Annotated in this window: 19 protein-coding genes and 3 pseudogenes; 14 read left to right on the forward strand and 8 right to left on the reverse strand. The window is 63.0% G+C overall.

Translation table 11 applies throughout. From position 1 onward, the window contains the following. Positions 1-99: 99 nt before the first annotated feature. From K307_RS45850 to K307_RS06930, 3 genes and pseudogenes are all read left to right on the forward strand, one after another. Positions 100-259: pseudogene (locus tag K307_RS45850) on the forward strand (DUF3096 domain-containing protein). A gap of 191 nt (positions 260-450) precedes the next feature. Continuing rightward, positions 451-693, forward strand: a complete 243-nt coding sequence (locus K307_RS47650) for a hypothetical protein (RefSeq protein WP_155301102.1) — start codon at positions 451-453, stop codon at positions 691-693. Positions 694-744: 51 nt separating this feature from the next. Beyond that, positions 745-969 carry a hypothetical protein gene (locus tag K307_RS06930; RefSeq protein WP_042877205.1) on the forward strand — a complete coding sequence of 75 codons (225 nt, stop codon included), beginning with the start codon at positions 745-747 and terminating at the stop codon, positions 967-969. Between the two features lie 72 nt (positions 970-1,041). Here the strand turns inward: K307_RS06930 and K307_RS06935 are convergent. The 3 genes and pseudogenes from K307_RS06935 to K307_RS06945 all read right to left on the reverse strand — a co-directional run bounded on the left by K307_RS06935 (position 1,042) and on the right by K307_RS06945 (position 3,616). Beyond that, positions 1,042-1,716 (reverse strand): annotated as a pseudogene (locus tag K307_RS06935) (DUF1345 domain-containing protein). Between the two features lie 649 nt (positions 1,717-2,365). After that, positions 2,366-2,659, reverse strand: a complete 294-nt coding sequence (locus K307_RS06940) for a chaperone modulator CbpM (RefSeq protein WP_042877207.1) — start codon at positions 2,657-2,659, stop codon at positions 2,366-2,368. Between the two features lie 3 nt (positions 2,660-2,662). Continuing rightward, a complete protein-coding gene (locus tag K307_RS06945) occupies positions 2,663-3,616 on the reverse strand; it encodes a DnaJ C-terminal domain-containing protein (RefSeq protein WP_042877209.1) in 954 nt (317 codons plus the stop codon). 160 nt (positions 3,617-3,776) lie between these two features. Here K307_RS06945 and K307_RS06950 point away from each other — a divergent pair, with 160 nt between their 5' ends. The 3 genes from K307_RS06950 (at position 3,777) to K307_RS06960 (ending at position 4,991) form a co-directional block, all read left to right on the forward strand. Then, complete coding sequence (locus tag K307_RS06950) at positions 3,777-4,211, forward strand: Hsp20/alpha crystallin family protein (RefSeq protein WP_042877211.1); 435 nt, start codon at positions 3,777-3,779, stop codon at positions 4,209-4,211. Between the two features lie 17 nt (positions 4,212-4,228). Then, positions 4,229-4,609 carry an Hsp20/alpha crystallin family protein gene (locus K307_RS06955; protein ID WP_042881542.1) on the forward strand — a complete coding sequence of 127 codons (381 nt, stop codon included), beginning with the start codon at positions 4,229-4,231 and terminating at the stop codon, positions 4,607-4,609. Positions 4,610-4,730: 121 nt separating this feature from the next. Beyond that, a complete protein-coding gene (locus K307_RS06960; RefSeq protein WP_013958690.1) occupies positions 4,731-4,991 on the forward strand; it encodes a hypothetical protein in 261 nt (86 codons plus the stop codon). 223 nt (positions 4,992-5,214) lie between these two features. Here K307_RS06960 and mgtA read toward each other — a convergent pair whose 3' ends face one another. Together mgtA and K307_RS50995 are read right to left on the reverse strand one after the other, a co-directional pair. Continuing rightward, the gene (gene mgtA, locus K307_RS06965) at positions 5,215-7,758 is read right to left on the reverse strand and encodes a magnesium-translocating P-type ATPase (protein ID WP_042877213.1); all 2,544 of its coding nucleotides are present in this window, start codon (positions 7,756-7,758) and stop codon (positions 5,215-5,217) included. Between the two features lie 159 nt (positions 7,759-7,917). Continuing rightward, a pseudogene (locus tag K307_RS50995) lies at positions 7,918-8,113 on the reverse strand (IS5/IS1182 family transposase); the annotation flags it as partial. A gap of 692 nt (positions 8,114-8,805) precedes the next feature. Here K307_RS50995 and panP point away from each other — a divergent pair. Continuing rightward, a complete protein-coding gene (gene panP, locus K307_RS06970; protein ID WP_230625570.1) occupies positions 8,806-10,464 on the forward strand; it encodes a pyridoxal-dependent aspartate 1-decarboxylase PanP in 1,659 nt (552 codons plus the stop codon). 494 nt (positions 10,465-10,958) lie between these two features. On the opposite strand, the gene K307_RS06975 is transcribed toward panP, so the two are convergent. The 3 genes from K307_RS06975 to K307_RS06985 all read right to left on the reverse strand — a co-directional run bounded on the left by K307_RS06975 (position 10,959) and on the right by K307_RS06985 (position 13,465). Further along, entirely contained in the window at positions 10,959-11,708 is a 750-nt protein-coding gene (locus K307_RS06975) for a beta-ketoacyl-ACP reductase (protein ID WP_042877214.1), read from the reverse strand. A gap of 294 nt (positions 11,709-12,002) precedes the next feature. Beyond that, positions 12,003-13,169, reverse strand: coding sequence for an acyl-CoA dehydrogenase family protein (locus K307_RS06980; RefSeq protein WP_042877215.1), 1,167 nt, complete (start codon positions 13,167-13,169; stop codon positions 12,003-12,005). Between the two features lie 56 nt (positions 13,170-13,225). Next, positions 13,226-13,465, reverse strand: coding sequence for a hypothetical protein (locus tag K307_RS06985; protein WP_042877216.1), 240 nt, complete (start codon positions 13,463-13,465; stop codon positions 13,226-13,228). 41 nt (positions 13,466-13,506) lie between these two features. On the opposite strand from K307_RS06985, the gene K307_RS06990 reads away from it, so the two are divergent. The 7 genes from K307_RS06990 to K307_RS07020 all read left to right on the forward strand — a co-directional run bounded on the left by K307_RS06990 (position 13,507) and on the right by K307_RS07020 (position 21,417). After that, entirely contained in the window at positions 13,507-14,400 is an 894-nt protein-coding gene (locus K307_RS06990) for a MaoC/PaaZ C-terminal domain-containing protein (protein WP_042877217.1), read from the forward strand. A 40-nt stretch (positions 14,401-14,440) separates the two neighbouring features. After that, positions 14,441-15,754, forward strand: a complete 1,314-nt coding sequence (locus K307_RS06995) for an acetyl-CoA hydrolase/transferase family protein (RefSeq protein ID WP_042881549.1) — start codon at positions 14,441-14,443, stop codon at positions 15,752-15,754. A 49-nt stretch (positions 15,755-15,803) separates the two neighbouring features. Continuing rightward, positions 15,804-17,012: an acetyl-CoA C-acetyltransferase gene (locus K307_RS07000; protein WP_042877218.1), complete on the forward strand. Its 1,209-nt coding sequence runs from the start codon at positions 15,804-15,806 to the stop codon at positions 17,010-17,012. Positions 17,013-17,194: 182 nt separating this feature from the next. Further along, positions 17,195-18,181, forward strand: a complete 987-nt coding sequence (locus tag K307_RS07005) for a Bug family tripartite tricarboxylate transporter substrate binding protein (protein WP_042877219.1) — start codon at positions 17,195-17,197, stop codon at positions 18,179-18,181. A 43-nt stretch (positions 18,182-18,224) separates the two neighbouring features. Continuing rightward, positions 18,225-19,382, forward strand: coding sequence for an acyl-CoA dehydrogenase family protein (locus K307_RS07010; RefSeq protein ID WP_042877221.1), 1,158 nt, complete (start codon positions 18,225-18,227; stop codon positions 19,380-19,382). A gap of 74 nt (positions 19,383-19,456) precedes the next feature. Continuing rightward, on the forward strand, positions 19,457-20,755 hold the full coding sequence (locus K307_RS07015; RefSeq protein ID WP_051974731.1) for a CaiB/BaiF CoA transferase family protein: 1,299 nt from the start codon (positions 19,457-19,459) through the stop codon (positions 20,753-20,755). Between the two features lie 29 nt (positions 20,756-20,784). Further along, positions 20,785-21,417: a hypothetical protein gene (locus tag K307_RS07020; protein ID WP_051974732.1), complete on the forward strand. Its 633-nt coding sequence runs from the start codon at positions 20,785-20,787 to the stop codon at positions 21,415-21,417. The last annotated feature ends 45 nt before the right edge of the window (positions 21,418-21,462 follow it).

Below are 21,462 nucleotides of genomic sequence, written 5' to 3' on the forward strand. Positions count from 1 at the left end.
GACCAGTTGGCGTACGCTGAATCATTGCCAGATCAGCCTGACCAGCCTGTAGCCACCGGCAGGAATACCGCCCGAGCACGCCAATCACATGGAGCCATCGTGAACATCATCACCAGCGCCGGCCCTCTCATATCGCTGATCGCTGATCGCTGATCGCTGGCATCCTGATTCTTGCATGCCGCGACTGCTCAATTACATCGTCGCCATCTACCTTATCGTCATCGGCCTGCTCGGACTGTTTGGCGGACATCTGCGCTGAGCGAACGCGGTGGCCTGCTTCGTTCCAGCGGTCCCGCAGGAGGCATTTCCGCAATCCAGAGTTTCTTCCCATGGCGCCCTCATCTCCGTATGCGGCCGCCCGGTTTAGTCCTCGCCGCCCCCAAGAGAACTGACGTTGCGGTAGGGATCCACCTTGCGGGCACCCGCACGCCCGGGCAGTCGAGATACATCATGGCGTACCCAGTTCTGTCTTCGCTTCAAGAATGCCGCTTCCGCCCGGAACGGCTGGGCAAAACTGCTTCCCTCGTGCGTGCGCCAGCCCATGTGACCGGCCCCTGGTTCTTTGGCCGGGGCCTGCGGCCGGTCGATGGCTTTCCGGGCGCAGACACCACGCACACCACCTTCCGGCATGAAGGCTCGATCGCAGGCTATGCCGCCTTTGCGATGCTTGGCCTGATGCTGGCAGGCTATTAGGGCGACCATTCCGTCCCCCTGAGTGGCCTTACCACCTTTGGCCTTGGCTTCGTGGCCTTCGGCGTCTGTGGCTGGCTGCTTGGTGCGTTGATCGGCGCCACGTTGCCGCGACAGCGGCTGGCGCGGACTGCTGCACTCTTGTCGCAGGGCGAACTCATCATGATCGTCGGATGCAGATCCTCCGAGAAGGAAACGATCAAGACGCTGCTATACGAGCTGGGCGGGGTCGGCATTGACGAGCACGGCGACTTCTTGCCACATCTGCGCTGGACCTAATCGTGACCGTCCCGCGGCACGAGGCGGTGCCGCCGGTGAAAGAAAGGCCTGGTGAAAGCCAGATGTCCGCTTTCAGAGATTGATCAGACCTGCTGCCACGTTTACGCACAGCCCCAGTACAGCGATATTGAAGTAGAACGAGAGCACGGACTGCGCAAGTACCGCTTTGCGGATGGGCCGCGATCTCAGTGCCACGTCCGACGTCTGCGAGGTCAACGCGATCGTGAACGAGAAGTACAGGAAGTCCCAATAATTCGGCTCAAGCGCGCTATCGGGAAAGCTGAGTGCCGATTCATCGGTACTCTCCTGCACTGAGCTTTAGAAGAGCCGCGCATAGTGCAACGCGAACATTGTCGGAATCAGGAACCAGGCGCCGGACAGCGTCGCCACGGTGAAGGCTAGATGCGCCAGCCCTGCGCCGAGCCCCAAGTCTTTCACCGTGGCCAGTTCGAGCACGATAGCGGCAATGCTGGCGACCGCAGCAATGCAAACGACTAGCAGAAACGTAGTGGCAGTCTCGTCCTCGCGAATGGCAATTTCCCTGACCATGTCTTGTGGCGCCCTAGCCATGAGCCACCAGATCAGCATGAGGTACAACCAAACGGCGATGTCCCAGCCGAAGACGACGCGCACTAGCGGGCGCAGTGACACCGGCGCCACGGATGCAGCGATGATGCCGATCACTAGCGCGATGGCGGCGCGCGGCCGGTATCGAATGAGCTTCGGGACAGGGAGAACGGGGAGCATGAGCATCAGATGGTGGGTGGAATGGCCACTTGCGCAGGCCGCCCGATCTGGCTCCGACGCGCGTTCCAACGAAAGCTCCTCGACCATCAACGGCTCGCCAGGCTACGGCTCGCGCTCCGGGCCGCGTCGACCCTTTGCACGAGCGTGGCCTATGCCTGAAAGCAGCTATGCGGTGAGAACCTATGCCAGCGTAGCGCGTTCCAGTCGCCCGTTCAAGCTGCCTTCACCGGTCTATCGAGTTGGCTTCCATGCCTCAATGAATGCCTTGAGCGCTGTCGTGAATGCAGCGTTCCCGATGCTCTCGTGAACATCGCGGAAGTCGTCCAGTTGAAAGCGAGGGATGATCAGCCGCTTTGGATCAATATTGTGAGACGGCAATATGCTGAGGAGCATTGGTGTGCATCCACGGGTTGAATCCGCAGGCCATTCCGGCGGTTCGGCGTCTGTCACCAAACCGCCGAGATAGCGCAATAGAAGCCATCTCGGGTTGGCCTGATAATTCCCAGGGTCAATTCCCCGCGGTTGCTAGTGGATGGCAAAGGCAACTGCAAACTGCTGGGCTCGTTTCAATTTCGGCCTCGCGGTGGCCGCACGAACATCCAGCGTGAACTAGTTCAAGGCGAGGGCTTTGCTGTTGACGCGAGCATCATCAACGCAGCCGCGCTTGCAGATCATCCATTTCTTCCAGCAGGTCGGCCACCAGAGCAGCCAGTTCCGGTATGGCGTCAAAGTCACGCTCTAACTGACGCATGCGCCGCGCCCGTCGGAGGCTGGCGCTGGAAAACCGCCAGACGCCAGCGACACTTACGGCATGGGGGAACAAGTCCTCATCTACATGCCGCATGAGCCACTCTGGTTCTACCTTGCAGGCCGCCGCCACTTGCTCCAGAGTCAGCCAAGCATCATCCATCAGGCAGCCGATCAGAACGTCATAATTAGGCATGGGTCAGGCTCTCCTATCCGGGCGCGGATTAAAGGTCAATTCCCGCGCCATGGTTTCATAAAGCTCCCGCGCCTTTGGGGTGTTTGCCGGCGGCAACACCACGTGGATGTCCAGCAGCAGATCGCCCGGTGGACTAGCGGGAATGCCCTTGCCGCGCACGCGAAGCTCGCTGCCGCTCTGGGCGCCAGGGGGAATGCGCACCTTCAGTTCGCCCCCAGGTAAATCGATGGGCACCACCGCCCCCAGCGCCGCCTCCCAAGGCGCTACCGGCAGGGTGAGGCGTAAATTGCGTCCCTTCACTTTCAGTTGGTCGTGCGGTTTGAAATGTACCTCCAGAAAAAGATCCCCTGCCGGCGCACCGCCGATCCCTGGCGCTCCCTGCCCGGCCAGACGGATGAGCTGACCTTCGCGCACGCCTTTGGGAATTTTCACGCTGAGGGTCCGGCTCCTCAACTGCACTCCGCCCTGAGCGTCCATGCTTGGCACCCGCAGCGAAAGTTGACGGGTGGCGCCGGTAAAGGTGTCTTCCAGGTCCAGCAGCACCTTCGCGTGGTGATCCACACCGCGTGACTGGAAGCTGCCACCGTGTGTATGGAAGCCGCGGTGTCTGCCCCCCACATGGCCAAACAACTCGGCGAAGAAGTCGCTGAAATCGGCCTCTTCCTGGGGCGAGAAGCCCCGACTCGAGAACTCGAAGCCGGTGTCCCAGTCCGGCGGCGGACGGAACTCCTGGCCGGGCTGATTGCCTCGTCCCAATTGATCGTACGCGGCGCGCTTTTCCGGGTCGGAGAGCACGGCGTAGGCCTCGTTGAGCTGCCTCATGCGCAGTTCGGCATCCGACTCCTTGGAAACGTCCGGATGGAACTTGCGCGCGAGCTTGCGGAACGCCTTCTTGATGTCCGCCGCCGTGGCATCGCGTGCCACCCCCAGCGTTTTGTAGTAGTTCTGGAACTCCATGCGTGTTCCCCTTTTCCGGTCTCGAGGGCTGCCCTTCACCTCGGAAGCATGATGTCGAATACCAGTCAAATCAAGAACTTGAAATCCCCAGGCGAAGCCTTACCATTGCAACCGGGGGCGTCAGAATATGGCGCCCGCGCGAAAGCGAATGGAGGCAAACATGATGTATCGATCGTTGTTTCCCCGTGACGTATTCTCAGAACTGGAACGGCTACAGCGCGAATGGCAGCAGCCATTCGAGCTGTCTTCCAGCATTCGTGGTCGGGTCAGTTTTCCGGCCATCAATGTAGGCGGCACACCCCACTCGGTGGAAATCTACGCTTTTGCCCCTGGCGTCGATCCGGCCAGCATCGACGTGCAGCTGGTGCAGAGCGTGCTGACCATTGTCGGCGAGCGCAAGTCCGATCTCCCCGACAAGGACGAGCAAACTTCCGTGCATATCGATGAACGCTTCGTCGGCCGCTTCCGCCGTGTGGTGAGCCTACCAAACGACGTGAATCCCAATGCGGTGGAGGCCAAGTACCGCGACGGCGTGCTGCACATCAGCATCCAGCGCCTCGAGGCCGCGCAGCCGCGCCAAATCAGCATCCAGTGAGCGAGGAGGATCTGGCCATGAGCGAAAATACTGCTGTCACCAAGCAAGCCGACACCGGCAGCACTGAAGCAGCCCTGATGCCGCCAGTGAATGTGTACGAGGACGCCGCAGGCATTACCCTGTACGCCGATCTGCCGGGTGTGCCCAAGGACAAGCTGGCCGTGCAGGTGCAAGGCGATATCCTGACCATCAAGGGCGAAGTCGTCCTGGATCTGCCGGAGGGCATGGAAGCCAGTTACACGGAGGTTTCCCTGCCCCGTTACCGGCGCGTGTTCACGCTATCCAAGGAACTAGATGCCGAAAAGGTTGTCGCCGAGTTCAACCACGGCGTGCTCAAGCTGCGCATCCCGAAAGCCGAATACACACAACCGAGCCGCATTGAGGTCAAGGTGGCGTGATGTACGCCGAGCGGGCCGTGTGCATCATCCATGGCTGCCCACACGTAGGTGGGCTGAAATGAAACTGGAATCTTGAAAGAGAGTTTCGGTATTCGCCCCTTTGAACAGCGAGAGGCCGACGATGCGACTGATCGAACCGGATGAACAACAGGACTTTCTTGCGACCTTGCAGCGTAATGGTCTGGCAGCAGATGATTTCGAACTCGTGGAGACGGATACGACTGACCCAAAAGGCGACGAGAACATCGGTTTACAGGGCTACGTCACGGTAACCAGACTATCGACACAAGTTACAAGGGAATACCCAATCGGCGATGAAACCGATTGGGTTCAGCATTTCAGGAAAGATCTCGAAGCCGGCATCTTCGATAAGTCGGAATGAGATCCTGCGTGCTATTGGGGCGGCGGGTGAAAGATGACTACCTGCCCGATTGGACGCCTGGAAACAGGCATATCCAGACGATGCGCATGTATCTGGAGGAACAGATTCTCCTGCGAGATCCCTGTGGTCGGGTTCAAACGGTTGCTGCCGGTAGTGCCGTTCAGATGGCTTCTTTGTTGCGGTGAAGGACGGCGTAGCCGGGATAAGAATCCACCCTTCTGCGTCACTCTGCTGCAAAGCGGCGGAAGAACCATTGTTTCATGCCTTCCACCGCCAACAGATACAAGAGCAGCATGGCAGCGAGGATGAGAAAGAAGAATGCCGGCGGCGCGACGAAGCCGAGATGCACGCCAGCCGGGGTGAACGGCAGCAGCACGGCCACCGCTACCACCGCCAGTGAACAGGCGATGAGCCACGGATTCGGGTAGCTCCTGAAAGGATTCCTGCGGGTGCGGATGATGAAGATAACCAGCACCTGCGTGGCCATGGACTCAATGAACCAGCCGGTATGGAAGAGCCTCTCGCCGGCATGAAAGACCGTCAGCATAATGTAGAAGGTGAGGAAGTCGAAGATCGAGCTGACCGGTCCGATAATCAACATGAAATTGCGGATGAAGTTCATGTCCCAGTGGCGGGGATGGCTCAAGTAATCATCATCTACCCGGTCCAGTGGAATGGGCAGTTCGGATACGTCGTAGAGGAGATTGTTGAGCAGGATCTGCACCGGCAGCATCGGGAGGAAAGGGAGAACAAGCGAGGCGCCGGCCATGCTGAACATGTTGCCGAAATTGGAGCTGGTTCCCATCATGATGTATTTCATGATATTGCCGAAGGTGCGCCGTCCTTCCTGGACGCCGGCATGGAGGACTACCAGGTCGCGTTCCAGCAGGATCATGTCTGCCGCCGCTTTCGCCACGTCCACGGCACTGTCCACGGAAATGCCCACATCGGCGGAATGGAGCGAAGGCGCGTCATTGATCCCGTCGCCGAGATACCCGACCACATGACCCCGCTGTTTCAGCGCCAGGATGACCCGGTTTTTCTGGGTAAGCGCCACACGGCAGAAGAGGTTCACTTGCTCCACCCGCGCTGCGAGTGCCGGGTCATCCATTTGCTGGATCTGTGCACCGGTAAGCACACCCACTACCGGGAGCCCAAGTTGCGCGAAGACATGCTGTGTGACCAATTCATTATCGCCGGTGATGATCTTGACCGCGATCCCATCGGCGGCGAGCTCCGCCAGGGCCGCCTTGGTGCTCTCCTTGGGGGGATCGAGGAAGGCCGCGAAGCCAGCAAAGACCAGTTCCGTTTCATCGCCGACCACGGCATGGGGGTGGTCCATCCCCACCTGCCGTGAGGCGATTCCCAGTACCCGGAAGCCCTCTTTGCTGAGACCCTCAAATTGTCCGGTGATCCCCTTGAGCGCCGCTTCATTCAGGGGCCGCAGGCCGGCCTCTCCATTCAACCCGTAGCTGACCGACAGACGGAGGATGTCTTCAGGTGCCCCCTTGACCACGAGCAGTCGGTTCGTCCCGTTGTCGAGGAGCACCGATACCCGGCGGCGCTCGAAGTCGAACGGCACTTCATCGATCTTGCGCCAGCCGCTCACGTCGATTTCTGTGTGCTCCAGGATGGCGTCATCCAGGGGGCTTCTTAGTCCTGTTTCAAAAAAGCTGTTGAAGGAGGCCAACTCCAGGACCCGCCGACTTTCCCGGCCCAGGGGGTCCAGGTGGCGCTCCAGATGGATCCGGGCCTCGGTCAGGGTGCCGGTCTTGTCGGTACAGAATACGTCCATGCTGCCCAGATTGTGGATCGAGGCGAGCCTCTTAACGATCACCTTGCTGGCTGCCATGCGCAGTGCGCCTCGCGACAGCGTCACGGAGACCACCATGGGGAGGAGTTCAGGCGTCAGCCCGACTGCCAGGGCCACGGCAAACAGGAACGATTCGAGCCATGGGCGGTGGAAGAAGGCGTTGACGAGAAGGACGAACAGGACGAGAAGGATCGTCATGCGCATGATGAGGTTCCCGAAACGGTGGGTCCCCTGCTCGAAGGCGGTGGGCGGGGCCGTGACCAGCAGGGTGTCGGCAATCTCACCAAGCGCCGTATTCTGCCCGGTGCGGCACATCAGCACCCTGGCCGTGCCGCTGATCACCGATGTCCCCAACAGCACGGTATTGCTGGCCGAGAGGATCTCGGTCTCTCGCGGCAAGTCACCGGGGGTCTTTTCCACCGGATATGGTTCGCCGGTAAGGAGGGCCTGGTTGACGAAGAAGTCCTTTGCCTCCAGCACCCTGCCGTCGCAGGGAATCAGGTCGCCGGCGGTAAGGAGCGCCACATCGCCGGGCACCAACTCCGCAAGCGGTATCTCAAGGGGCTTGCCGTCCCGCAGCACCAGCCCCCGTACTGCCACTGACTGGCGCAGCCGATCCGCCGCCTGACCAGCCCGATATTCCTGGACGAAATCGAGGGACACGCTGATGATGACGATGGTACCGATAATGAAGAAGCTAAGGGTGTCGCCGGTGAAAGCGGAAAGGGCGCTGGCAGTGAGGAGAATGATGACCAAGGGATTGCGGAACTTGGTCAGAAATTGAAGAATCAACGCTCTTTTTCGCTCCCCATGGATCAGGTTTGGTCCGAACTGTGCCAGGCGCGCAGCCGCCACCGCGCTGCTCAGTCCGTTAGGGCTTGTGGCCACCTGTTCCAAGAGCGCCGCGACAGGGAGCTGCCAGAATGCGGAATCCGCTTTGACGGGTGTAGGCATGATGGATTCCTCCGGCGAACTTACGCATCGCGGTACCAGCCTAACGGGCGTGTCGATGTCAAGGAAGTTGCTCCGCAGCCAGTACCTGGTCGTGCCCTCTCACGGCGAAGCGTCAAGGACATGCGCGGGCCAGGACAGGCCATTCGTTCAGAAAGCAGCAGCAGTGTCGCCCACTAGGTGAGAAGGCTTGAATGCAAAGCGCTGCTCCGCCCGATCAATCATCGTCCTGGTCGAGTTTGCCTCGATCGTTCGATTGGCCGCCGTCCTCGACATCGACGATGATTCCTGCCTGGAGGTCAATCAGACAATTTGTTGAGTAGGCGTAGAAAGCATGGCTGCCCGTGGCCGCGCTACTGTCGGAAGGCGTGACGACAGTGCTGTCAACGGGCAGCTCGCCATCGCGCGTGGCAAACAGGTACGCCGACCGGCCGCTGCTGCGGAGCCATTAATCCCCATCTTTTCTCTGAGCGGTTGTCTAATGGCCTAGAATGTCGAGACGTCCTCTCGAGCCTTCGCCTCACCATAGTCGAGTGCAGCCTCGGCCGTGGAGAAGAGATCAGTGCCCACGTTGAGTTCGTACGATTGCACCGTCACGAAGCCTTCTCTAACTGGCCGCCCGTCCGTGCGAGTTATCTTGTACCGAACTGAATACCCGGCGACATTCACCTGGCGCCCCCGTATAAGTGTCGATTTTGCCGCTTTTTGCGCCGTCAGTGTGTGGCGTTCGATCCTCGAGCGCGCTTGGCGCAGCTAGCCGTACTGTCCCCGGTTGCTGGAGCAATCGGAGTGACAGCGAGGCGCGCCCTGCATCCATCACCGGATACTCACCCCCTTGAGGCGTGCGATCATCTCCAGAGACCCTCTGGTATTGGGTGCTGGTGCTGACCGCTCCGCAGGGCGCCCAACCCAATAGAGAAGGCGATTGAAGGTCGTCAACGGGCAGCGGCGACGTCGTCAAAGGTGCCGGTCGGGGCCCTCGGCCATCCGCATCCGTCCGATCCGGCATAATGCCCGGCGCACCATGGCGCTACGGGATTGAACTGGGTAATGAAAATGAAGCCGGACATCTCTCGCGAAGAGACCTCACAAAGCACGGACGTGGGCGACGACTGCCCCTTGCGCTGGTTCGACGCGGATCTGGGTGCATTCGAATCGCTCGAGCGATTGATCGCCGAGCATCCGGCGGATTTCTTTGCGGGCGAGCGCTTTGATCCGGTTGGCGCGTGCGCCACACGCGAGGCGGTGTTCGCGTCGGTTGAGCTGCCCGAGACTCCGACATCGCCGCAAGCGCATGCCGATCATTTGCTCAACGACGTGTTTCGGCACGTGATGCCCGTGGCATCGCCTACTTTCGTCGGACACATGACGTCGTCGCTGCCGTCGTTCATGCCCTCGCTGGCCAAGGTGGTGGCAGCGCTGAACCAGAACGTCGTGAAGCTCGAGACGTCGGGCGCGCTGACAGGGCTCGAGCGCCAGGTCATCGGCATGCTGCACAACCTGGTGTTTGCCCAGGACAGCGCGTTCTATGCGAGATGGCTGCACGATGCCGACCACGCGCTCGGCGCGATCTGTTCTGGCGGCACGGTCGCCAACCTCACCGCGCTATGGGCGAGCCGCAACAACTTGCTGGGCACGCGTGATGGCTTCGCCGGCATCCATCGCGCCGGACTGATGGCTGCGCTACGCCATTACGGCCATGACGGGCTTGCCATCGTCGTCTCGGAGCGCGGGCACTACTCGTTGCGAAAGGCAGCCGATGTTCTTGGCATCGGGCGCGACAATCTCGTGCCGGTCGGGGTCGATGCAGACGGTCGCATGCGCATCGACCTGCTGCGCGACACCATGCGTGACCTGCAGCAGCGCAACATCCGGCCGATGGCGATCGTCGGCATAGCGGGGACAACGGAGACGGGCGCGGTCGATCCGCTTGACGGGATTGCGGATGTTGCACATGAGGCCGGCTGCCATTTCCACGTGGATGCCGCATGGGGCGGCGCAACACTGCTGTCGGAGCGCGAGCGCTGGCGCTTCGCGGGCATCGAGCGTGCCGATTCCGTCGTCATCGATGCGCACAAACAGTTCTACGTGCCGATGGGTGCCGGCATGGTGCTGTTCCGGAGCCCGGCGTGGACGCAGGAAATCATCCAGCATGCGAACTACATCGTGCGCAAGGGCTCGGTAGACCTGGGGCGCCATACGCTCGAAGGATCGCGCGGCGCGGCGGCAGTCATGCTCTATGCGAACCTTCATCTGCTCGGTCGCAAGGGGTTGGCGCAGTTGATCGATCGTAGCATCGATAACGCCCACTACTTTGCATCCCTGATTGCGCAGCAGCCGGATTTCGAGCTCGACAGCCACCCGCAGCTTTGCATCCTGACCTATCGCTATGTGCCCGAGACCGTGCGTGCCGCGCTGGCAACGGCTTCGGCCGACAGGCGCGAGAAGATCCTGGACGCGCTGGATGCGCTGACCATCAGCATTCAGGAAATGCAGCGCGATGCCGGCCGCTCGTTCGTATCGCGCACGCAGTTGATGTCGACACAGTGGGGTGGCCGCCCGATTGCCGTTTTCCGCGTGGTGCTGGCCAACCCGGATACGACGCATGCCATCCTGCAGGACATCCTCGACGAACATCGCGCGCTGGCGGCGGCCAGCCCATGCATGGCGCCGCTGATGGCGCTGGTGGGGGCGCCGGAAGCCGCGTGAGGCATTTGCAGCTGGCGGGCGCCATTCGTCGACCGTGTGTCGCTGGTAACGATCCGCCGAGTACCGTCATTGACTGACTCGAAGATTCGGTGGGCTCTTCGGTAGTTAGGCGAATGCAGTGTCAAAGGGCGGCTGCAGTTCTATAGCGACCGGCCAAGGCAGGAGTTCGTTGATCCGGTTGACGGGGTGAGCGGCGATTCGCACCAGAAGTAGCTTTCTGGGTTGAACCCGTTGAGTGTTGCCGTACCAATGACCGTGTACATGACCATCATGACCTCGCTCACCTCCAGCTTAAGCGTGAAGTGTAGATGGAATGGTCACCTCCCGCCTCGGCAGAATGCCCACCTGGCCTGCGACGCGGCTTTCCAAGCTCTGATGTCGCATGTTGCCACAGTGATAACTCTGTCGTCGCAGCCTGCCAACGATCGCAGTAGGAATGCCCATTACTGAGCACCCCCTGCTTCCAGAAGCGCTGGCATGAATCGACGCTTGGCTCAGCCGAAGCGCCCCCCGCTCACATGCAGCACTTCGCCACTGATAAAGCCCGCACGCTCCGAAGCCAGGAAAGCGACCGCGTCGGCGATATCTTCCGGGCGACCCACGCGTTTCACCGGCTGCATCTGCACTGCACGCTCCTTGATGGTCTCGTACGTCGGCAGAGCCTGCACCATTTCTGTCTCGATGAAGCCTGGTGCAACGCAGTTCACAGTGACGCCATAGCGCCCTTCCTCGATTGCGAGCGCCTTCGCCATGCCGATAAGCCCCGCCTTGGCAGCTGAGTAGTTGGCCTGCGTAGGATTGCCCAGGTGCGCGCGCGAGCTGATGTTGATGACGCGGCCCCAGCCTTGTTCGATGAAATGCGGCATCACTGCCCGGGTCGCCAAGAACGCCCCCTTGAGCATGACCTCCATGACGAGGTCCCAGTCCTCCTCGCTCATCTTCACCAGATACTTGTCACGCGGGAATCCGGCGTTGTTGACGAGGATATGTACGCCGCCAAAGTGCGCAACCGTTTCTTCGACCAGGCGCTTCACCTCTTCAGCCTTGGTAATGTCAGCGATCACGCAATGGGCTTGCAGGCCATCGGCATGCAGCGCTGCAGCGGTCTCTTCAGCTCGCTCGCGCAGCACGTCTGTCACTACCACTTGCGCGCCCTCTTCAGCCAGCCGGCGAGCCGTTGCTGCACCAAGGCCTCGCGCCGACCCGGTGACGATCGCGACGCGATCTTTGATTAGCAGATCCATTTCCATTCCTCTCGTTAAGCCGTAGCGGCGGATGCCGTCGCGGCGGGGTCCATTTCTAACCAACGGCTGTGCTGCGGTCTGCAACGTATTGATGGACCATATCCATCATGCGGCGTCGGTTGATTTTTGAAGCACTGGTGTATCGGCCGCGAGATCTAGGAGCACAATGAAGTTCGCAAGATTGCTGGAGCCCCGTGGATACCGCCATGACGGTGCACGCTGCCTGGGCCCGAGCTCCTCATCCGATTGCGCCCAGCCAAAACATCGGCTTGCACGGCTTTCGCCAGTCGCCCGTCAGAACGACCGCGGCAGGCCCAGGATGTGTTCGGCGACGAAGGAGTAGATCAGGTTGGTGGAGATCGGCGCCACCTGGTAAAGGCGCGTCTCCCGGAACTTGCGCTCCACGTCGTATTCGCAGGCAAAGCCAAAGCCGCCGTGAAACTGCAGGCAGGCGTTGCCGGCCTCCCAGCTCGCCTTGGCCGCCAGGTACTTGGCCATATTGGCCTGGGCCCCCATGGGTTCGTGCTTGTCGAACAACTCGCAGGCCTTCCAGCGCATCAGGTTTGCCGCTTCCAGTTCAATAAAGGACTCGGCGATCGGGAACTGCACGCCCTGGTTCTGGCCGATGGGGCGCCCGAAGACTTCGCGCTCCTTGACGTACTTGGTTACGCGATCCATGAACCAGTAGCCGTCGCCGATGCATTCCGCAGCGATCAGCGTGCGCTCGGCATTCAGGCCGTCGAGGATGTACTTGAAGCCCTTGCCCTCTTCACCGATCAGGTTTTCCTCGGGGATTTCCAGATCCTCGAAGAACAGTTCATTGGTCTCGTGGTTGACCATGTTGGGAATCGGTCGCACGGTCAGGCCTTTCTTCTGCGCGTCGTGCAGGTCCACCATGAAAATGGACATCCCTTCGCTCTTCTTCTTCACATCGGCCAGCGGCGTGGTACGCGCCAGCAGGATCATGAAGTCGCTGTGCTGGACGCGGCTGATCCAGACTTTCTGGCCGTTGACGACGTAGCGGCCTTCCTTCTTGACCGCAGCGGTCTTGATCTTGGTGGTGTCGGTGCCGGTGGTAGGTTCAGTCACGCCCATGGACTGCAGGCGCCATTCTCCCGAGGCGATCTTCGGCAGATACTTTTCCTTCTGTGCCTGGGAGCCGTGGCGCAGCAGCGTTCCCATGTTGTACATCTGGCCATGGCATGCACCGGAATTGCCGCCGCAGCGATTGATTTCTTCCATGATGACCGACGCCTCGGTCAGGCCCAAGCCGGAACCGCCGTATTCCTGCGGGATCAGCGCTGCCAGCCAGCCGGCGTCGGTAAGCGCATTGACGAACGCCTCAGGATAGGCGCGTTGCTCATCCACCTTGCGGAAGTATTCGTCCGGAAACTCGGCGCAAAGCGCACGTACGGCATCACGGATTTCCTGGAAGTTGTTCGATTGGGTCTGTTCGATCATCGGCGTCGTTGGGCGGTCAATATCATCAGCGCTTGCTGGCAGCAGCACTCGGTCGGCTATTGGACGGTGTTGCGGCGCGGCGGAATACGAGTCCTCGCGTGGATCGGTGAGAGGCCGTCCCCCGCAATGTGGAACGGCGCCTCCTTGTCATAGCCGCAATGGTCGCTGCGTCCGCCCCGCTCGGCAATCAGCCTTTTCCAAAGCGCGCCTTCGATTGCGGTTAAGGCCGCGCTTTCGCAATCGCTAAAGCCCACCATTAGCATTGTCAAATAGCGCAAAGCCTGCTTTGGCGCCATGCTTTGCGCAATTTCCTGACGATGACATAGGGACAAAGGACATGGCAGTCAGCTACCACCACCTCAAGCAGCGTCCGTTCTCCCCGGTTCGCCAGCACTACACCGAGCGCGACACCATGCTGTATGCACTCAGCCTGGGGCTCGGCAACGATCCGCTGGACGCGGCTACCCTGCCCTTTGTGTTCGAAGGCGCCGCCGGCGGCTTGCGCACCTTACCTGCGCAAGCCGTAGTGCTGGGCTACCCGGGCTTCTGGGCGCGCGAGGCCGACACCGGCATCGACTGGGTCAAGCTGCTGCACGGCGAGCAGCGCATGCGCCTGCACCGCCCCCTACCGGCCAGCGCCGACATCCTCGGTCACAATCGCATCACGCACCTGACCGACAAGGGCGAAGGCAAAGGCGCCATCATGGTCACCGAGCGCCGCCTGGAAACGGCGCAAGGCGAGCTGCTGGCGACGGTACAGCAGGTAACGTTCCTGCGCGGTGACGGCGGCTACAGCCAGCTGAATGGCGGCCAGCCCAGCGATGCGCCGCTGCCCGCGCTTCGTCCGACCCCCGAGGACCGTGCGCCCGACTTCACCGACACCCAGGCGATCCGCCCCGAGGCCGCGCTGCTGTACCGCCTGATGGGCGACTTCAACCCCCTCCACGCCGACCCGGCGGTGGCCCGGGCCGCGGGCTTCGAGCGCCCGATCCTGCACGGGCTGGCGAGTTATGGCCTGGTGGCGCACGCACTGGTACGCCAATGCGCCGATCACGACCCGACCAGGCTGCGCGCGCTGGACATCCGCTTTGCCGCGCCGGTGTTTCCCGGCGAAACCCTGGTCACCGAAATCTGGCGCATGCCGGAGAACCCGTCCCACTACCAGCTGCGCGCAAGGGTGCTGGAGCGCGACAAGGTCGTGCTCAGCCACGGCTGGGCCGAAATCGCCTGAAACGAGAATGCGCCGCCTGCTGCCGACTGACTGTTGCCCCGTGGACAGGCCCACCCTCGCCGCCCGACTGCAAACCCTGATCCGCCCCGGAGACCATCTCTGGTGGGGGCAAGCCACCACCGAGCCGCTGACGCTGACGCGCGCGCTGGTGGAACACCGTCACGCGATCGCGCAGGGAGGACGGCTCAGTGTCTTTGTCGGCATCGGACAGTCGGACACATTGCATCCGGCCCAGGCCGACGTGCTCGACTTCTTCGGCTACGCCGCCAGCGGCCCGCACCGGCAGCTGGCCAGGGCCGGCGTGCTGGATATCGTGCCCAGCCACTATTCGCACCTGCCCGGACTGATTCGCCAGGGTACGCTGCGCGCGGACGTGGTGCTGGTGCAGGTATCTCCCCCCGACGAACAGGGGCGCTACAGCCTTGGCCTGGTGCACGAGTACCTCCCCGCTGCGCTCGACCGCGCCCGCGTCGTCATCGCTGAGGTCAACCCGGAGGTGCCGTGGACCCACGGCAGCCGCCACCTCACCGCGGACGATATCGACCTGCAGGTCGAAGCGCTGCACCCTCCCATCAGCCTTGACCGGAGTGCGCCCGGCCCGGCCGAACAGGCCATCGCCAGCCACATCGCCGGCTGGGTGGAGGACGGCGCCACCTTGCAGATGGGCATCGGCAACCTGCCCGAGGCCGTGGTGGCGGCGCTGCATGACCGGCGCGACCTGGGACTGCACAGTGGCGCGGTCGGCGACGGCATTGCGGCGCTGGCTGAAGCCGGCGTGCTGACCAACGCGCGCAAGAGCATCGATGCGGGCGTCGGCATCGCCGGCATCCTGATGGGCAGCGAACGGCTGCGGCGATGGGCGCACCGCAATCCGCGGCTGCAGTTGCGCGAGACCAGCTATACCCATCACCCTGAGGTGCTCGCCAGCATCGACAAGCTGACCGCCATCAACTCCGCCATCGAGGTCGACCTCACCGGCCAGGTAAACGCCGAAGTCGCCGCTGGAGTCTATGTCGGCGCCGTGGGCGGTGCCGTGGACTTCCTGCGCGGCGCGGCGCGCAGCCGCGGCGGCCTGCCCATCGTCGCCCTGCCCGCGACCGCCAAGGGTGCGAGCCGCATCGTCGCGCAGTTGTCCGGCCCGGTCAGCACGCCCCGTTCCGACGCGGGCCTGATCGTCACCGAGCACGGCGTGGCCGACCTGCGCGGCCAGACGCTGTCGCAGCGCGTGCGCCGCCTGCTGGACATCGCCGCGCCGGAACACCGCGAGGACCTGGAGCGCCAGGCCCATGCCTTGCTGCGCCAGTGCGGCGCGGCGTTTGTTGCGCATCCCGTGGCCCTTCCAGGCACGCATTGACCAATTGCCCTTCTTCGCCTACCCAAAAGAAATTTCCAAGGAGACTTCCATGCGCCGAGCCGCTATCGTCACCCCCCTTCGTACCCCCGTCGGCACCTTCGGCGGCAGCCTGCGCCCCGTGCCCGTCGAGGAACTGGCCGCCACCACCGTGCGCGCCGTCGTGGAGCGCAGCGGTATCGACCCCGCCCGCATCGATGACGTGGTCTTTGCCCAGTCCTACGCCAACAGCGAAGTGCCCTGTGTCGGCCGCTGGGCCGCGCTGCAGGCCGGCCTGCCGGTCGAAGTTCCGGGCATGCAGCTCGACCGCCGTTGCGGTGGCGGCCTGCAGGCCATCGTCACGGCCTCGATGATGGTCCAAAGTGGCGCCGCCGACGTCGTGATTGCTGGCGGCGTCGAGAGCATGAGCAACATCGAGTACTACACTACCGACATGCGCTGGGGCGCGCGTTCGGGGAACGTGCGCTTCTATGACCGCCTCGATCGGGGCCGAGAACGCTCCCAGCCGGTCGAGCGCTTCGGCAAGATCTCCGGAATGATCGAGACGGCCGAAAACCTGGCCCGTGACTACGGCATTACCCGCGAGCAGGCCGACGCCTTCTCCGTGCGCAGTCACGAACGCGCCGCGGCAGCGTGGGAAGCCGGCCGCTTCGACGCCGAAATCGTGCCCGTGCAGGTGCCGCAGCGCAAGGGCGACCCCGTGACGTTCGCACGCGACGAAGGCTTCCGCCCGGGCACCTCCATGGAAAGCCTCGGCAAACTGCGCGCCCTGATGCCCAACGGCACCGTCACCGCCGGCAACGCCAGCCAGCAGAACGACGCCTCGGCCGCCTGCCTGATAGTCGCCGAAGACAAGCTGGCCGAGCTGGGCCTCACCCCGATGGCCACGCTGGTGGGCTGGGCCGCCGCCGGCTGCGAGCCATCGCACATGGGCATCGGTCCGGTGCCCGCGGTCAAGAAACTTCTTAAGCGCCTGAACCTGACCCTCGACCAGATGGACCTGGTGGAACTGAACGAAGCCTTTGCCTGTCAGGTGCTGGCCGTGCTCAAAGGCTGGGATTGGAACGACCAGGATGCGATCGAGCACAAGCTCAACGTGAACGGCTCGGGCATCTCGCTGGGCCACCCGATCGGCGCCACTGGCGTGCGCATCCTGGCCACGCTGCTGCACGAATTGCAGCGCCGCGGCGGTCGTTATGGTCTGGAAACCATGTGTATTGGCGGCGGCCAAGGCATTGCCGCGGTGTTTGAGCGCTGCTGATCCGGCGCAACGCTGTCAAGCCACCGTCGTCGCCGCGAAAGCGGGTATCCGGTGACTTCTAATGACGCCTGGCTCCGGCTCACGTGCCCCAAAGGGGTATTCGTGAGAATGACGGTAGCAATTGATCTACCGAACTGTCATTGGGCTGTGCCTGCATTTATCGCATTACGTAGGAGAGTATTATGATTTCCACCTCACGCCGCCACCTATTCTTGTCCGGACTGGCTCTGTGCGCCGCAACGCTGGCCAGCGCCCCTGCCACCGCGCAGGAGAACGGCCAGCCGGTCCGCCTCGTGGTCGGCTACGCCGCGGGCGGCCCCGCCGACCAGGCCGCGCGGCTGTTCGCGGTGGCGCTGGGCAAGACGCTGAACGCCAATGTCATCGTCGACAACAAACCTGGTGCCAATGCCACGCTGGCCGGCTATGAAGTGGTACGCGCCAAGCCCGACGGCGCTACGTTGTGGTTCGCAGCCAGCGCGGCGCTGACGGTTGCGCCCAACATCATGAAAAGCTTGCCGTACGACCCGGCCAAGGACCTCACGCCGGTGGCACCGGTGGCGCGCTACTACAACATGCTGGTGGCCAACAACAAGGAACCCTTCAAGAGTACGCAGGAACTGGTCGCCTACGCCAAGGCACACCCCGGCAAGCTCAGCTACGGCTCCTCCGGTGTGGGCAGCTCCAATCACGTCGCCATGGCGCTGTTCGCGCGGCAAGCGCAAGTGGAGTTGAACCACATCCCCTACAAGGGCAATGCCCCGGCCATGACCGACACCATCGGCGGCCAGATCGACATGATGTTCGACATCATCAGCACCGCCAGCGGCTATGTACAGAGCGGCAAGGTCAAGCCCATCGCCGTAGGTTCGCCCAAACGCAACCCGTCGCTGCCCAACGTGCCGACCTTCCGCGAAGCGGGCATTCCTGCCCTGAAGGACTACGAGGCCGGCGGCTGGTACGCCATCTACGCGCCCAAGGGCGTGGCGCCGGAGCTGACCCAGAAGCTGGCGGCGGCGGTGCAAAAGGCCGTGGAAGACGCCGGGCTCAAGAAGCGCTATGCCGAACTCGGCTACGAACAGTGGGGCGGTACCACGCAGGACGTAGTGAACACCGCCGCGCGCGAGCGCACGCAGTGGGCTAGCGTGCTCAAGGGCGTCACGCTGGACTGAGCCCCTTCCCCGGACACCGACCAGACATTTAGGAAGACCTGACATGATCCGCGATAACGACACCCTGGAAGCCTTGCTCGACAGCGTGCGCCGCTTTGTGCGCGAGCGCCTGGTGCCCGCCGAGGCACTGGTCGCAGAAACCGACGAAATCCCGCAGGATATTGTGCAAGACATGCGCGAGATGGGACTGTTCGGCATGACCATCCCCGAGAGCTTTGGCGGCCTGGAACTGACGATGGAGGAAGAGGTACGCGTGGTCATGGAGCTGTGCCAGACCTCGCCGGCCTTCCGCTCGCTGCTCGGCACGACCGTGGGCATCGGCTCGCAGGGCATCCTGATGGACGGGACGCCGGAGCAGCAGGCCGCCTGGCTGCCCCGGTTGGCCACCGGCGCGATCCTGGCTTCGTTTGCGCTGACCGAACCCGATGCCGGCTCAGACGCCGGCTCGCTGCGCACCACCGCCATCAAGGATGGCGACGACTACGTCGTCAACGGCACCAAGCGCTTTATCACCAACGCGCCTCAGGCCGGCATGTTCACACTGATGGCGCGCACGAACCCCGACATCAAGGGCTCGGCGGGGGTCTCCGCATTCATCGTCGACGCCAACACGCCGGGCATCAGCTTCGGCAAGCGCGACGTGAAGATGGGCCAGAAAGGCGCGCACACTTGTGACGTGATCTTCGAGAACGTGCGCGTACCGGCCGCCAACCTGATCGGCCTGAAGGAAGGCCAGGGATTCAAGACGGCAATGAAGGTGCTCGACAAAGGCCGCTTGCACATCGCGGCGGTGAGCGTCGGGGTGGCCAAGCGCATCCTTCGTGACGCGCTGAACTACGCGCTGGAGCGCCAGCAGTTCGGCCAGCCGATCTGCGAGTTTCAGCTGATCCAAGCCATGCTGGCCGACAGCCAGGCCGAGCTCTATGCGGCTGAATGCATGGTGATCGACGCCGCGCGCCGCCGCGACGACGGCAAGAACGTCTCCACCGAAGCCTCGTGCTGCAAGATGTTCGCTACCGAGATGGTGGGCCGCGTGGCCGACCGCGCGGTGCAGATCCTGGGCGGCTCTGGCTATATCTCCGAGTACGGCATCGAGCGGTTCTACCGCGACGTGCGCCTGTTCCGTCTGTATGAAGGCACCACCCAGATCCAGCAGGTCATCATCGCCCGCAACATGATCCGCGAGGCGCGCGGCGCCTAAGGCCGCGCCAACATTCAGCAGTACCGCTACCCGTCCTCGTGACAGCGCAGCTAGAAGGAAACACCAGCATTCTCATGACCGATTCCGCCGCTACCCCCATCCCAGACCTGCCGTCCCCTTCGCCGCGCACCGGCGCGCTGAGCCACCTCCGGGTGCTCGATCTCTCGCGCGTGCTGGCCGGGCCATGGGCCACACAGAATCTCGCGGACATGGGCGCCGACGTGATCAAGATCGAGAAGCCCGGCGAAGGCGACGACACCCACCACTGGGGCCCCCCGTTTCTGCCCGGCCAGGACGGAGCCCCCACTGGGCAAGCCAGCTATTTCACCGCGGCCAACCGCAATAAGCGCTCGGTCACCGTGGACATCTCCAAGCCCGAGGGGCAGGAACTGATCCGCGAACTGGCCCGCCACAGCGACGTGGTGGTGGAAAACTTCAAGACCGGCGGCCTCAAGCGCTACGGGCTAGACTATGACAGCCTGAGCGCGATCAACCCGCGCCTGATCTACTGCTCGGTCACCGGCTTCGGCCATACCGGCCCCTACGCGGCCCGCCCCGGCTACGACTTGCTGATCCAGGCCATGAGCGGCCTGATGAGCATCACCGGCCAGGCCGACGGCGAATTGGGCGGCGGCCCGATGAAGGTGGGCGTGGCCGTGATCGATCTGTTCACCGGCATGTATGCCACCACCGCGATCCTGAGCGCACTCGAAGCGCGCCACTTCACCGGACGCGGCCAGCATATCGACATCGCTCTGCTGGATGTGGCCATGGCGGTGCTGGCCAACCAGGGCGCGGGCTTTCTCAACGCTGGCGACGTGCCCCAGCGCCAGGGCAATATCCACCCGAGCGTGGTGCCCTATCAGGACTTCCCCACAGCCGATGGCAATATGCTGCTGGCCATCGGCAACGACGGGCAGTTCGCGCGGTTCTGCGACGCAGCGGGGGTGAATTGGGCTGGCGACGAGCACTATGCCACCAACACCGGCCGCGTCAACCACCGCAAGGTGCTGATCGCGATGATGACCGAGCTCACGCGCACCCGGACCACTGCGGAATGGGTCACGCTACTCGAAGCCAATTCCGTGCCTTGCGGTCCGATCAACAATATCGCCCAAGCGTACGCCGATCCGCATGTGCAGTCGCGCGGCCTGCGCATTGCGCAATCGCGCTATCCGGGCGTGCAGCCGCCCGCCGGAGAAAGCGTCAACCAGGTAGTCACCGCGGCAAGCCCGCTGCGCCTGTCGGAGACGCCTCCCACGCTGCGCTATGCGCCTCCGGCGCTGGGCCAGCACACCGACGAGGTGCTGCGCGACTACCTGAAGCTCGACCCGCAGCAACTGGAAGCGCTGCGCGCCAAGGGCGTGGTGTAAGGCGCCACGCCGCCTCGGGGGCCCCAGCCATGCGCGTCCAACTGCAAGCCGCCTCGCACGTCCAGCTGTCATGCCTGCTGCCGGCCTTCCCGCTGGTGATCGCGGCGACTCGCGGCAAGACCCTGGTGCGGCGGCGGGGATTCGAGCGTTTGGTCGTTCCCGGACAGCCAGTAGTAGTACCGCCGTTCGAGGCGGTCGACCTGCACCTGGACGGCGGCGCGGTGCAGCCGGCCTGTTGCAGCCTGGAAATCCAGCTGCGGCCCGCGGGTGCGCCGAGCGTGTCTCTGCATCACCGACTCTCACAGCGTGTCTTTGTGCAGCCGCAGCACACTTGGAGCGCGGCCTCTATCGCCGACTTGCTGTGCGCTTCGCCCACACAGGTGCGCCGCACGCTGTTTTCGGAAGGCGCGGCCCTGACGGAGCTATGCCGCACCCAGCGGCTGATGCGGGCGCTGTTCGAGGTCATGCACGACGGTGTCGGCGCTGAAGAACTGAAGCGCCGCATCGGCTGGCCACCGCGCAGCGACCTGGAGGCCGCGTTCTACGACTGGGTGGGCCTGTCATTGCACACCTTCAGGCGCCTGGGCTCTGGGCGGACGGCCGTTCACAGCGCACGCACCGAGACGTTCGTGCCGCAGTGGCCTGAGCAGCAGCTGGCCTGATACTGGCACACCCGCCGGCGCTTTCGGCCATCAAGAAAACAGCCT

This window comes from Cupriavidus necator A5-1 (genome assembly GCF_000744095.1).
In the GTDB taxonomy this organism is placed as follows: domain Bacteria; phylum Pseudomonadota; class Gammaproteobacteria; order Burkholderiales; family Burkholderiaceae; genus Cupriavidus; species Cupriavidus necator_A.